General features: G+C 61.6%; 8 protein-coding genes. 6 read left to right on the top strand and 2 right to left on the bottom strand.

The features are described from left to right. Positions 1-67: 67 nt before the first annotated feature. Complete coding sequence (gene hemA, locus A6U98_RS01935) at positions 68-1,282, bottom strand: 5-aminolevulinate synthase (protein WP_064647695.1); 1,215 nt, start codon at positions 1,280-1,282, stop codon at positions 68-70. 324 nt (positions 1,283-1,606) lie between these two features. Here hemA and A6U98_RS01930 point away from each other — a divergent pair, with 324 nt between their 5' ends. The 3 genes from A6U98_RS01930 (at position 1,607) to A6U98_RS01920 (ending at position 10,130) form a co-directional block, all read left to right on the top strand. After that, entirely contained in the window at positions 1,607-1,864 is a 258-nt protein-coding gene (locus A6U98_RS01930) for a YMGG-like glycine zipper-containing protein (protein ID WP_064647593.1), read from the top strand. 169 nt (positions 1,865-2,033) lie between these two features. Further along, positions 2,034-3,962 (top strand): autotransporter assembly complex family protein, encoded by a 1,929-nt coding sequence (locus A6U98_RS01925; protein ID WP_197496327.1) that lies wholly within the window; start codon positions 2,034-2,036, stop codon positions 3,960-3,962. 66 nt (positions 3,963-4,028) lie between these two features. Continuing rightward, positions 4,029-10,130, top strand: coding sequence for a translocation/assembly module TamB domain-containing protein (locus tag A6U98_RS01920; protein ID WP_064647589.1), 6,102 nt, complete (start codon positions 4,029-4,031; stop codon positions 10,128-10,130). A 59-nt stretch (positions 10,131-10,189) separates the two neighbouring features. On the opposite strand, the gene A6U98_RS01915 is transcribed toward A6U98_RS01920, so the two are convergent. Next, on the bottom strand, positions 10,190-10,627 hold the full coding sequence (locus tag A6U98_RS01915; protein WP_197496326.1) for an Lrp/AsnC family transcriptional regulator: 438 nt from the start codon (positions 10,625-10,627) through the stop codon (positions 10,190-10,192). Between the two features lie 124 nt (positions 10,628-10,751). On the opposite strand from A6U98_RS01915, the gene rocF reads away from it, so the two are divergent. From rocF to A6U98_RS01900, 3 genes are all read left to right on the top strand, one after another. Then, positions 10,752-11,687 (top strand): arginase, encoded by a 936-nt coding sequence (gene rocF, locus A6U98_RS01910; protein WP_064647587.1) that lies wholly within the window; start codon positions 10,752-10,754, stop codon positions 11,685-11,687. Positions 11,688-11,763: 76 nt separating this feature from the next. Beyond that, positions 11,764-12,963, top strand: a complete 1,200-nt coding sequence (gene rocD, locus A6U98_RS01905) for an ornithine--oxo-acid transaminase (RefSeq protein ID WP_064647585.1) — start codon at positions 11,764-11,766, stop codon at positions 12,961-12,963. 257 nt (positions 12,964-13,220) lie between these two features. Further along, positions 13,221-13,697, top strand: a complete 477-nt coding sequence (locus A6U98_RS01900; protein WP_003543427.1) for a chemotaxis protein CheW — start codon at positions 13,221-13,223, stop codon at positions 13,695-13,697. Positions 13,698-13,814: the final 117 nt, after the last annotated feature.

Genomic DNA, 13,814 nt, shown 5'->3' with positions numbered 1-13,814 from the left:
CCGATCGCTGTCAGAGCCTCCAGTGGAGGCCCTGAACTACGGTTCGAACCGGGCGATCATCGAAAAATCAGGCGACGTGCCTTGCGAGCGCGCAACGCGACCAGAGCGAATGCAGCGCCTCGACCAGATGGGCGATATCGGCGTCGGAATGCAGCGGCGTCGGCGTGATGCGGAGGCGCTCGGTCTTCTTCGGCACAGTCGGATAGTTGATCGGCTGGACGTAGACGCCGCAATTGTCGAGCAGCAGATCGGAGATCCACTTGCACTTGGCCGCATCGCCGACCAGCACCGGCACGATATGGCTCGGATTGGGCATATGCGGAATGCCGCGCTGGTCGAGCAGCGCTCTCAGCTTGCGGACACGATCCTGATGGCGGGCGCGCTCGAACTGGCTGACCTTCAGGTGCTGGATCGAGGCGACGGCGCCGGCGGCAAGCGCCGGCGGGAGCGCGGTCGTGAAGATGAAGCCGGAGGCAAACGAACGGATGAAATCGCAAAGAGCTGCCGAAGCGGCGATATAGCCGCCCATGACGCCGAAGGCCTTGCCGAGCGTGCCCTCGATGACGGTCAACCGGTCCATCAGCCCCTCGCGTTCGGCGATGCCGCCGCCGCGCGGGCCGTACATGCCGACGGCATGCACTTCGTCGAGATAGGTCATCGCGCCATATCTGTCGGCGAGGTCGCAGATCTCCTTGATCGGGGCGATATCGCCGTCCATCGAATAGACGCTCTCGAAGGCGATCAGCTTCGGCGCCTTCGGATCGGCGGCCTTGAGCTTGGCTTCGAGATCGGCCACGTCATTGTGCTTCCAGATCACCTTTTCGCACTTGGCGTGGCGGATGCCCTCGATCATCGAGGCATGGTTCATAGCGTCAGAGAAGATTATGAGCCCGGGAATCTTCGCACCTAGCGTGCCGAGTGCCGCCCAGTTGGAAACATAGCCTGATGTGAAGATCAGTGCCGCTTCCTTGCCGTGCAGATCGGCAAGCTCACGTTCGAGCACGACGTGGTGATGGTTGGTGCCAGAAATATTCCGGGTGCCTCCCGCACCCGCGCCACAGTGGTCGATGGCGTTCTTCATCGCCTCGATCACCTTGGGATGCTGGCCCATGCCGAGATAGTCGTTGGAGCACCAGACGGTAACTTCTTTTGCGCCATCGGCCGTATGGCGCGTCGCGCGCGGAAAATTGCCGCGGTGACGTTCGAGATCGGCAAAAACGCGGTAACGGCCCTCGGTGTGAAGCCCGTCCAGCTCGCTTTTAAAATACGCTTCGAAATCCATCATATGCTCCAGTATCACGCGACCGTTCTTGCTGACCGGACGTTCGCGCGTCAACCCTTGCCCTTTGCTTTAACATCAACTGCGGCAAAAGGCGCAGAGTTTTGAATGATTCCAGATAAAGAATATGCGAGCCGCGATCAACGAAATTGATGTGGCAAGTATAATGGAAATTCGCGAAACCGCGCAGCTGGCGACAACATCCTGTATCGAAAAAAATCAGGACAGCAGTGGACAACCCTTTCTTCCGACATAGTTTTCGATCTAGCTGACAAAAAATAAAAGGGACGGCCTTTGCCCGCTGGGCAACAACCTCGGAGAGAAAAGATGAAGAAAGTTATCATACTCGCATTGATCGGCTTGTCGATCGCAAGCTGCACGCCGACGCAGCAGGGCGCCGGCATCGGCGCTGCATCAGGCGCCGTCATCGGCGGCGTAGTTACCGGCAACGTCCGTGGCGCAGCAGTCGGCGCCGCTATTGGCGGCGTGTCCGGCGCCCTCATCGGCAGCGTCGCCGAACAGCCCGGCCAGTGCTACTATCGCGACCGCTACGGCCGCCGCTATATCGATAGTTGCCCGCGCTGAGAGCGCTCTGAAATCGGCAAATTCAGGAAATCCCGGACACAGGTCCGGGATTTTTTGTGCTAAATTAGCGCGTTGGCAATTTAAAATGGTACACCTCGCGCGATTTTGCCGCTAAGCTATTCATGGCTGGGCAACGAAGCTTCAATGTAGACACAACCAAAAGCGGCGGATGCGGATCAGAGGGACAGGCCCGAAAACAGGTACTGCGTATCGGCGAACAGGCACCATGATGGTGGTCGCAGCGGCGGCTGCGTTCTCACCGGTGCTGATCGGCGACGCTTACGCCTTCAAGCTTTTCGGCATCACCATTTTCGGCAAAGAGGAAGACGAAGGCGAGCAGGTGCCCGATCCGGTGCGCTACCAGGTCGACCTCAAAGCCGATACCGCCGATCCGGACCTGAAAGAAGCGCTGGAAAACAGTTCCCGTCTCGTCAGCGACCAGAAGCTGCCGGTGTCCGGCGATCTCGGCATCGTCGTCAAGGCGCGCGACGACCGGGAGCGGCTGATCGCCACTCTGTATGAAAAAGCCCGTTATGGCGGCCTGGTGACGATCACCATCGACGGCAAGAATATCGACGACCTGCCGCCCAATCCGACATTCGACCGGTCCGGGCCGATCCCCGTCACCGTCGCCATTGCTCCCGGCCCCGTTTTCAAGGTCAGGGAGGTCCAGTTCGGCGGCGATGCCGCAAACCATAATCCCGCTGATTACGATCTCGCCCCGGGCGCGCGGGCCGGCTCGCTCGCCATCATCAGGGCCGGCGACAAGATCGTCGAACAATTGAAGAGCGAAGGCCGGCCCTTCGCCAAGTTGACCGAACGCAAGGTCGTCGCCGATCACAACAGCGATACCGTCGATATCGTCCTTGCTGCCGAGGGAGGCCCTATCGCTCCGATCGGCGATGTCGGCGTCACCGGCGAGAAGACCGTCAAGCCAGCTTTCATCCAGCGTTATTCCCGGCTGAACAAGGGCGAAGCCTATTCGCCGGAAGCGCTGAAGAAAGCCGGCGAGCGGCTTCGCGCCCTCGGCGTCTTTTCGAGCGTCACCATTCACCAAGGAGATGCGCTGGCATCGGACGGCACCTTGCCGATGACGATCGAAGTTTCCGAGGGCAAGAGGCGTTACTTCGGCGTCGGCGCGCAATATTCCACCACCGACGGCTTCGGTGTTCAGGGCTATTGGGGCCACCGCAACCTTTTTGGCGAAGCCGAAACGCTGAGGATCGAAGGATCGGTCTCACGGCTTGGCGAAACGACGGATGTCGGCAGCCTCGACTATTCCGCCGGCATCCTCTTCACCAAGCCCGGCGCCTTCTTCCCCGCCGCCACCCTGAAGGCCGGCATCGTCGCCAAGACCGAAAATCCGGATGCCTATAACGCGACGCTCGTCACTGCCTCGCTCGGCCTTTCCTACGAACTGACCGACCAGGACACCGTCTCGGCGAGCGGCGAGGTCAGCTGGGAGCGCGATGACGACGCCTTCGGCGAGAACGACTACCTGACCTTCACCCTGCCGATCCAATATGATCGCGACGCACGCGACGACAAGTTCAATCCGACGGAGGGCTACCGCGCGACGCTTTCGGCAAAGCCTGGCTACGAAATCTTCAACGCCACGCCCTATGCGGCATTCGAGGGCTCGATCTCCGGCTATCTGCCGTTCGGCCAGGAAGACGGCGTGGTGCTTGCCGGCAAGGTTGCAGCCGGCGTCTTGATCGGCGGCGACAGCATTGGGGACATTCCCGCCACGCAGCGCTTCTTTGCCGGCGGCGGCGGCTCCGTGCGCGGATACAGCTATCAGGAAATCTCGCCCTATAACGACAATGGCGATCCCACCGGCGGCCGCTCCTATGTGACCGGTTCGCTGGAGGCCCGCATCAAGATCACCGATACGATCGGCATCGTGCCCTTCATCGACGTCGGCACCGTATCGGACAGCACCTTTCCGGGTTTTTCCGATATCCGCGCCGGCGCCGGCGCCGGAATACGATATGCAACGCCTTTCGGCCCGCTGCGGCTTGATTTTGCCATGCCGCTGAACAAGTACGAAGATGGCACAGATTACGGAATCTACGCCGGCATCGGCCAATCCTTCTAGGATTGCCGATTTCCCCGTGTATTCCGATCTGCGAGCCGTCATGAAAACGGGGTAGTGTCCGCGCCAATGCAAACGCTGACAAAAATCGTCAACTGGGTCGTACGGCTCACCGGCTATGTCGTCGGTGCCACGTTGATTCTCGCGGTCGTAGCACTGGCGATCTTCGGCTTCACCAGTTTTGGCGCCCGCATCGTCACCGAAAAGATAGCCTCCACACTGTCCAATCGCGACATGACGATCGAGGTTCGCGAACCGCAAGGCCTTTTGACCGGCGGGCTTCGCGCCGCCGAGATCTCCATTTCCGACACCAGGGGCGTCTTTGCGGAAATTCATGGCGTCGCGATCGACTGGAATCCGCTTGCGCTGCTGACCGGAACCTTCCATGCCAAACGCTTCGAGATCGAAGCGATCAACGTGCTGCGCAAGCCGGTACGCACCCTGCCCTCGCGGCCCAAGGCAGAAAATTCCGGCGGATTCCGCCTTCCGATCAAAGTCGATGTAGAGCGCATCGCGCTGCCCGATATCAACCTTGCCGCACCCCTTGCCGGCCGCGCCTTTGCGCTCGCCGCCGAAGGCAGCCTTTCGGCGAACGGCGATGGCGGCGAGGCCGTCGTCAATGTCAGCCGTCACGCGGTTCCGGATGCGCGGCTTGCCGCCGACATCGCTTTTGCGCCAGCCGAAAACCGGCTGCGGCTGAAGGCACAGCTGTCCGAGCCGAAGGGCGGACTGCTGGCGGGCTTTCTCGGCCTGCCGGACAGCCCGGCCGTCAACATCGATCTCGATGGCCAGGGGCCGATCTCCGATTGGAAAGGCAAATTGCAGGCTGCCCTCGACGGGCAGCAGCGCGCCGCAATCGAGGCCCGGCATCAGATCAGCGAAGACGGGCTGCACCACCTCGATCTCAAGGGCGGCGGTGACCTGAGCTCGCTGCTTCCATCGGCATTCCGGCCGCTTTTTGCCGGCCAGACCAATATCGATCTTGCCACCACCTTCGACGATCACGGTAAGATCGATATCCAGACCGGCAATATCGCCACCGGCAGCGTCGTGATCGCCGCCTCCGGCACCCTCGATCCAGCCGGCAACAACAGCCTGAACGCCAATCTGCTCGGCACGTCGGGGCCTGTCGATTTCCGCTGGCCGCTCGCCGAAGGCGAAGCGCGCTTTCTTATATCAGGCCTCAACCTGGCGCTCACAGGCGATGCGCAGGCCGCCCGACTGAATGTCAGCGGCTCGCTCGACACCGCAAACCTTCCGCAGGCCGACATCGGCAACGTCAAGCTGACGGCAAAGAGCGACGCCTTCAATCTCGCCGCCCGTTCCGGCAGCGTCCAACTGCGCCTTGTTGCCGGCGACGCGACCTTTGCCGAGCCGAACCTCAATCGTGCGGTCCAAGGCCCGATCACCATCGCCTCGCCGCTGCAGATCTCGCCCAGTGGTATCGGCTTCAACGGCACCACCGTCGAAAGCGCCAATATCAACGGCAGCCTCAACGGCTCCTATCGGCTGACAGACCAAGCGCTGACCGGTAACCTCAAGCTCACCATCAACCCGGCAGCCCTGCCGGCTGCGGCAACAGAAAGGTTCGACGGACCGATCTCGCTCGAAAGCCAGGTGGTCGGCACCATCCCGTCGAAATTTGCGCTGTCCAATCTCGTCCTGAAGTCCGGTACGCTCGAAGCCGCTGGCAACGTCGCGCTCGACGGCGGGATGTTGAACGCCGATCTCTCCGGCCGGTTGCCTGACATCGGCAAACTCATCCCCGGCGCCAGCGGCGGGGCGGGTTATGCGTTGAGAGTGGGAGGTGAGCTCCCGGCAATCTCCGTCACGGCCAATCTCAAGGCGCCCAGCCTTGAAATGGCCGACCGCGTGCTCGGCAACCTCAATATCGACCTGTCGGGTCTCGCCGATCCCAAGGCCCCGCAGGGCAGGATCACCGCCACCGGCACGATCGATGGCCAGCCGATCGGCATCAACGGCGACATCCGCTCGCAGGACGGCAAGACGAGCATTCCGGCGCTGACCGCCGACATCGGCGGCAACCGGCTGACCGGCAATGTGGAATTCTCGTCCTCCCTTGAGCCGACAGGCGCGCTGACCTTCGATTTCCCCAATATCGGCCTGCTCGCCGCACTCGGCGGACAGAAGGCCGAAGGCGATCTCAAAGGCTCGCTCGGCGTCAGCAGCGATGGCGGCAGGATTGCGCTCAAGCTGCTTGCGACCGGCGACTCGATCCGCCGTGATACGCTTGCGATCGTCAAGCCGGATATCGATGTCACGGTCAGCGATCTCAAAGCCCTTGCGGCAAACGGCACGGTCAAGGCCGAGGAGGTGAGTGCCGGAACGAACAGGCTCGCCGGCCTTTCGCTCGATTTTACCAAGCAGCAAGACCATACCGATTTCGATCTTGATGCTGCCTATGACGGCAATCCCGTGTTGGCCGCCGGCAATATCGAAGCGGCGGGCGGTACGATGCACCTGAACCTCGATCGCTTCTCGGCGAGCCCCCGCAATATCCCGATCGAGCTTGCCGCACCGACGCAGGTCGCCATCGGCGGCGGTGCCGCTAGCCTGAGCGGACTGACGCTGAAGACCGGCACCGGTTCGCTGACCGTCACTGGTTCCGCCGGCGAAACGCTGAATATCGATGCGGACGTTCGCGAGCTGCCGGCAGCGCTTGCCAACGGTTTCGTGCCGAACCTGTCTGCCGGCGGTACGATCTCCGGAACCATTGCCGTGACCGGAACGCCGGCAGCACCCGTCGCCGACTTCAAGCTCGACTGGAAAGATGCGACGACGGGCCAGACGAAAGGGGCGGGTCTGGCACCGCTCGGCATCACCGCCGGCGGCAAATTCACCGACAATAAGCTCGATTTCGACACGACGGTCGGCAGCAATGACGGCCTGTCGCTCAAGGCTGCCGGCAATGTCACGCTCGCCGACCCAAAGGCGCCGGTGCTCGATGTCGACGCCGATATCCTCAATCTGCCTGCCCGCATCGCCAATGGTTTCGTTCCCGATCTCGCCGCCGAAGGCACGATTACGGGAAAACTGGCGGCCTCCGGCTCCCTCGCTAATCCCACCGCCAATTTCGATCTCGCTTGGAAACGTGCTGCGACGAGCCATACGAGGCGTGCGGGCCTTGCCGACCTCGCCGTCAAGGCATCCGGAAAATTCGCCGACAACAAGCTCGATTTCGACACCGTAATCGGTGGCGCCAACAGCCTCTCGCTGAAGGCAAACGGCAATGTCGCCATCACGGGCACGACGATCGGCAACGTCACGGTCGATGCAGCGCTGGCAAATATCCCGGCAACTATCGCAAACAGCTTCGTCCCCGATCTCGCCGCCGAAGGCGCGATCTCAGGAACGATCTCGGCCAGCGGGTCGCTCTCCGCTCCGACCGCCAATTTCGATCTCAATTGGAAGGATGCTGCGACGAGCCACACGAAACGTGCCGGCCTTGCCGCGATCGGCGTAACAGCATCGGGAAAATTTGCCGAAAACAAGCTTGATTTCAATGCTGCAGTCAGCGGCGCTAAAGACCTCTCACTGAAGGCCATGGGCAATGTCGCATTGGCCGGTACGGCGATCGACAGCATCAAGGTCGATGCCGAGATCGCCAAGCTTCCGGCCAGTCTCGCAAATGCCTTCGTTCCCAATCTGGCGGCCGGCGGCACGATATCCGGCACTGCGTCCGCCTCAGGGACACTCGCCGCACCGAAAGCCGACTTCAAGCTCGACTGGACGGATGCTGCGACCAGCCAGACCAGAAGCGCTCATCTCTCGGGCCTCGCGCTCACCACATCCGGACGCTTCACCGACGACCGGCTCGATTTCAATGCCAATCTCGCCGGCAAGGACGGCCTCTCGCTGAAGGCCGCCGGCAACGTCGCGATATCAGGCACCTCGGTTAAAACGCTCGACGTCAAGGCCGATCTTGCCAACCTGCCGGCAGGCCTCGCCAACGGCTTCGTCCCGGGTCTTGGCGCAGAGGGCACCCTGTCAGGAACGGCATCTGCCTCCGGAGCACTTCCGAAACCGGCCGTCGATTTCAAACTCGACTGGAAGAACGCTGCGACCGCCCAGACCAAGAGCAGCGGCCTTTCGGGCCTGAATGCTGCGGCGTCCGGCAAGTTCGCCAATGACAGGGTCGATTTCGACGCCAACCTCGCCGGCAAGGACGGCGTGTTGGCCAAGGCGACGGGCGGCGTGACGATCGCGGGAACGGCTATCCGGGACCTTTCGATCAATGCCGATATTCCGGCGCTGCCGGCAAATATCGCAAATGCCTTCGTTCCAGGACTCGGTGCCGAAGGCACGCTTTCGGCAAGTGCTATAACGTCGGGAACGCCGGCAAATCCGATCGTCGATTTCAAGCTCGACTGGAAAGACGCCGCGACCAGCCACACCAAGGCTGCCGGCCTTTCCCGCCTTGCGCTGGCGGCGACGGGAAAATACACCGGTGACAGGCTGGATTTCGATGCCGCCCTCAACGGCGGCGGCGGCATTGCGCTGAAAGCTGCCGGCAATCTCGCCATAGCAGGCACCTCGATCCGGTCGCTCGATGTCACGGCGAGTACCACCAATCTTCCGGCCGGCATTGCCAACGGCTTTGTTCCCGGCCTTGCAGCCGAGGGCGCGGTCTCGGCGACCGTAAAGGCCACCGGCGCGCTATCGGCCCCCTCCGTCGACTTCAAGGTTGATTGGAAGAACGCAGCGACGAGCCAGACAAAAGGTGCCGGCCTTTCGCCAATCAGCATCGGCGCATCAGGCAAACTTGCCGGAAACAGACTGACGGTCGATACCAGCCTTGCCGGTGACGCCGGCATGTCGCTGAAGGGCGGCGGCAGCGTCGTCATCACAGGCGGTCGCGCCATCGACATGCGCTTCACAGGCAATCTTCCTTTCGCCGTGCTCGGCGCTCCGCTTGCGCAACAGGGCCTCGTCGCGGACGGCGTCGCCACCGTCAATCTCCAGATCGGCGGAACGGCCGCAGCACCCGTCATCAACGGCACTGTCTCGACCAATGGCGCAAAGCTCGTGGACGTTCGGCGCAATATGGCCGTCAACAATCTGACGGCGACCGTGACCTTCAATGGCAGCCAGGCCGTGATATCGCGCCTCACCGGCAGCCTTGGCGGCGGCGGCACGATTTCGGCCAGCGGCACCATCGGCATCCAGCCGGCCGGAGGCTTTCCCGCTGACATTTCGATCAAGCTCGACAAGGCGGTCTATGTCGATGGAACCCTTGTCGTCTCGACAGTCAATGGCACGGTCGGCCTGCGCGGGCCGATCACCAATGCGACGCTGAGCGGCAAGCTTCGACTGGACAAAACCTCGATCACGGTCCCGGAAAAATTGCCCACCTCGCTGAGAGAAATCGACATTCGGCATAAGAATGCGCCGCGGGCTGTACTTGCGCAGTTGCGGGATGACGGCGAGCAGAAACCCGGAGAGAAATCCTCCGTGATCACGCTGGATCTCGAAATCGACGCGCCCTCGCATATCTTCGTGCGCGGCCGCGGCATCGATGCCGAGCTTGGCGGCTTGGTGACGATCCGCGGAACGGCGGCAGCACCCATCGTGACCGGTGGGTTCACCATGCGCCGCGGCCGCATGACCATCCTCAACCGCCGGCTGGATTTTTCCGACAAAAGCAGAATCACCTTCGCCGGCGACCTGACGCCGGCGCTCGATATGGAAGCGACCTCGGACTCCGGCTCGACGACGCTGACGGTCGACGTCGCCGGCCTCGCTACCGACCCTGCGATCACCTTTTCCTCCTCGCCCCAACTGCCGCAGGACGAGGTGCTGGCGCAGCTGATCTTCGGCCAGTCGATGTCGAAGCTCTCGCCGGTGCAGATCGCCCAGCTCGCCGACGCTGTCAGTCAGCTGGCCGGTAACCGCTCCACCTCGCTTTTCGAAGGCCTGCGCAACCAGCTCGGCGTCGACGATTTCGACGTCAGCACCGATTCCAAGGGCCAGACGAGCGTCAGCGTCGGCCGCTATCTCAACGATCGCACCTATTTTGAATTGCAGCAGGGCGGTTCGGCCGGCGCCAAGGCGGTGATCAACCTCGATGTCGGCCGCGGTGTCAAGCTGCGCGGGGGGGCCGGTGGCAACGGTGAGGGCGAAGCCGGGATTGTCTACGAACGGGAATATTGAAGCATCTCGCCCGAAGCTGTGCACAGTTTGAGGACAGCATGCACGAGCTTTAAGCCGGCTTAGAAACCGGTTTTGCTGGTCTTGAGAAGGATATTGGTCTCGGTCGAATTGATGCCGTTGACCAGCCGGATGCGACGCAGCGTCTCGTCGAAGGCGGCGAGGTCACGATCCTCGAGCTCGGCGACGAAATCCCATTTGCCATTGGTGCTGTGCAGTGCGCGCACCTGCGGCAGGCCCCGCAACTGATCGGCCACCCTGTCGGCGAGCTTGCCAAGCACCTCGATCATGACGATGGCGCGCACGCCGGCGGAGCGCGTCTCATGACCGGTGCGGATGGTGAAGCCGACGATGGTGCCGCTGGCCACCAGCCGGTCGATCCGGGCGGCAACCGTTGCCCGCGATGCGCCGGTCATCGCTGCAAGCGAGGAGACGGAAATCCGGGCGTTATGGCGAAGTGCACTCAGAAGTTCGGTGTCGAGATCGTCCACGCTGATCACTTTGTCAAAATAGGTTTATCAATCTGCGCAATCATAGTCCATTTCTGACACTTTTCCATCTTTTTGCCGCCAGCCCTTTATCCCACTATCGGCCGAAACAGGCCTCAACACGGAGCCCTCCAAAATGAATGCGCAATCGCGATCTGTCACCCTCATCGGCGCGCCGCTGGAAGAAGGCTCCGGCCGCAGAGGGGCTGCCATGGGCCCTGCGGCCCTGCGCATTGCCGGCGTCGACCAGACGCTGATCGAGCTTGGCCATGACGTCGCCGATATCGGCGATCTCAGGATCGTGCCGGCGATGGACCTGCCGAACCACCCGAAGGCCCATAATCTGAGGATCGTCGGGGCCTTCACGCGCGCCCTCGAAAGCAGCGTCCACGATGTGGCCGCCTCCGGCCGTTTTCCGCTCATTCTCGGCGGCGACCACAGCCTTTCCATGGGCAGCGTTTCCGGCATGGCCCGCTATGCCGCCGGCAAAGGCCGCCCGCTCTTCGTGCTCTGGCTCGATGCCCATGCCGATTTCAATTCTCCGGCGACGTCGCCCTCCGGCAATATTCACGGCATGCCCGTCGCCTTCTTCTGCGGCGAGGCGGAGTTCGCCGACATCCTGCTGAAGGACCGTCCGTTCGTCGATCCGAAGAATGTCTTCCAGGTCGGCATCCGTTCGGTCGATGCGCGCGAGCGCGAGGAAATCCACGAACACGGCGTCAACGTCTTCGACATGCGCGCGATCGACGAGCAGGGCATCGGCGCCATCATGCGTGAGATCCTCGATGTCGTCACCAAGGCGAACGGCCTGCTGCATGTCAGCCTCGACCTCGATTTCCTCGATCCCGAGATTGCCCCGGGCGTCGGCACGACGGTGCCTGGCGGTGCGACCTTTCGCGAGGCGCATCTGGTGATGGAAATGCTTTCGGACAGCGGCCTCGTCTCGTCGCTCGATCTCGTCGAGCTCAATCCGTTTCTCGACGATCGCGGCAAGAGCGCCCGCATCCTGGTGGAGCTGACGGCAAGCCTCTTCGGCCGCCGCATCTTCGATCGTCCGACACGCGCCGCATAAGAGCATGTCGAGCAACAGTGTGCAGCGGTTTTGCGATAACGACATGCGTTGAAATAAAACTAGAGGGAGAACGGCCATGAACACTTCGGAAAAACTGATCGCCACGGAACAACGGCTCGGCGCCCATAACTACAAGCCGCTCGACGTGGTGCTGACGCGTGGCGAAGGTGTTTATGTCTGGGATACCGACGGCAACCGTTATCTCGATTGCCTCTCGGCCTATTCCGCCGTCAACCAGGGCCATTGCCATCCGAAGATCCTCGCCGCCATGGTCGAGCAGGCGGGCAGGCTGACGCTCACCTCTCGCGCCTTCCGCAACGATCAGCTCGCCTATCTCTACGAAGAGCTCGCGGCTCTCACCGGATCGCACAAGATCTTGCCGATGAATTCCGGTGCCGAAGCGGTGGAGACCGCCATCAAGGCGGTGCGCAAATGGGGATACGAGGTCAAGGGCGTGCCGGAGGGCAAGGCGGAGATCATCGTCTGCGCCGATAATTTCCATGGCCGGACGCTGAGCATCATCAGCTTCTCGACAGATCCCGAGGCCCGCAGCGGTTTCGGCCCCTACACGTCAGGTTTCCGCACCATTCCCTTCGGCGATGCCGAGGCTTTCGCCGCCGCAATCAACGGCAATACCGTGGCCGCCCTGATTGAGCCGATCCAGGGCGAAGCCGGCGTCATCATCCCGCCGGCGGGCTATTTCACTCGCATCCGTGAGCTTTGCACTGATAACAACGTCACCCTCATCCTCGACGAGATCCAGACCGGCCTCGGCCGTACCGGCAAGCTGCTGGCCGAGGAACACGAAGGCATCGAGGCCGACGTGACGCTGATCGGCAAAGCGCTGTCTGGCGGTTTCTATCCGGTGTCGGCCGTGCTTTCGAATTCCGAAGTTCTGGGCGTGCTGAAGCCCGGCCAGCACGGCTCGACCTTCGGCGGCAATCCACTCGCCTGCGCAGTGGCGCGCGCAGCACTCAAGGTGCTGACGGAAGAGGGCATGATCGAGAACGCCGCGGTTACGGGCGACTACTTTCTCGAAGGCCTCAGGTCGATCCGCTCGAACATCGTCAGGGACGTGCGTGGCCGCGGCCTGATGATGGCCATCGAGCTGGAACCCGAAGCCGGCGGCGCACGGCAATATTGCCATGCGCTGAAGGAGCGCGGCCTTCTCGCCAAGGACACCCACGACCACACGATTCGCCTCGCTCCGCCACTGGTCATATCAAGAGAGCAGGTCGATTGGGCGGTTTCGCAGATTGAAAAGACGATAAGCTGAGAAGATCGGAGAACTGCGAAAATATCGGCTCGAGGAGATTGGCAGCAAAACCGTCTCGTCTTCATCCGAGCTCAAAAACCTTCTCAATCTCGTCTTTCAATTTAGATTTGGGCAACACTCTTTCGCTAAAGTCATCGACAACCGTAACGATGCTTCGCCGAGCGCAAGCCATCGCGTGGTATGAAGGCAAAGCTTGTCCGCGCCAATGGTGGCGCATCCGCTTCTGCCCTGGCTTACGATAGTTGGGAAGAATTCTAATGGCCACGATCAATTCGACTAACTTCAGCGGCGATACGCTCGAAATTATTGCCTTCCGCCTGCATGACCAGGAATTCTGCGTCAAGACCACGACCATCCGCGAAATCCGCGGCTGGGCGCCGTCGACGCCGATCCCGCATGCACCGGCCGATGTCATCGGTGTCATGAACCTGCGCGGCTCGGTGATCCCGATCATCGATCTTGCTTTCAAACTCGGCATGAAGAGCACCGTCGCCAATGAGCGCAGCGCCATCGTCGTCGCCGAAGTTCACAGCATGGTCATCGGCATGCTGGTCGATCGCGTCTCGGACATTCTCACCATCTCGTCCAGCCAGGTCCAGCCCGTACCTGAAGTGACCGCCTCCTTCGACCGGGCCTATTGCGAAGGCATCATCGCTTCGGAAAACGGCATGATCTGCTTCCTGAACCTCGCCAAGATGTTCAAGGAAAACGAGACGGATGAACTGGCCGCGTGATCGGCCTATATAATTCTCAATAAAAACCGCCCACCCTGAACTGACCCCCGAAAGTTGGACATCCACCTTCGGGGGTTTTGCATGTCCAATCACAGCCTGGCTTTTAAGCTTTCTGTT

It is taken from the genome of Rhizobium sp. WYCCWR10014, from assembly GCF_001657485.1.
In the GTDB taxonomy this organism is placed as follows: Bacteria; Pseudomonadota; Alphaproteobacteria; order Rhizobiales; family Rhizobiaceae; genus Rhizobium.
The sequence above is the reverse complement of the archived record's forward strand: the minus strand, read 5'-3'. Positions and strand labels throughout refer to the sequence as shown.

What these genes read in the sequence shown, in the direction of transcription:
- A6U98_RS01930 (WP_064647593.1), top strand. Translation starts at nt 1,607, where the DNA reads ATGAAGAAAGTTATCATACTCGCATTGATCGGCTTGTCGATCGCAAGC.
- A6U98_RS01925 (WP_197496327.1), top strand. Translation starts at nt 2,034, where the DNA reads ATGCGGATCAGAGGGACAGGCCCGAAAACAGGTACTGCGTATCGGCGA.
- A6U98_RS01900 (WP_003543427.1), top strand. Translation starts at nt 13,221, where the DNA reads ATGGCCACGATCAATTCGACTAACTTCAGCGGCGATACGCTCGAAATT.
- rocF (WP_064647587.1), top strand. Translation starts at nt 10,752, where the DNA reads ATGAATGCGCAATCGCGATCTGTCACCCTCATCGGCGCGCCGCTGGAA.
- hemA (WP_064647695.1), bottom strand. Translation starts at nt 1,282, where the DNA reads ATGGATTTCGAAGCGTATTTTAAAAGCGAGCTGGACGGGCTTCACACC.
- rocD (WP_064647585.1), top strand. Translation starts at nt 11,764, where the DNA reads ATGAACACTTCGGAAAAACTGATCGCCACGGAACAACGGCTCGGCGCC.
- A6U98_RS01920 (WP_064647589.1), top strand. Translation starts at nt 4,029, where the DNA reads ATGCAAACGCTGACAAAAATCGTCAACTGGGTCGTACGGCTCACCGGC.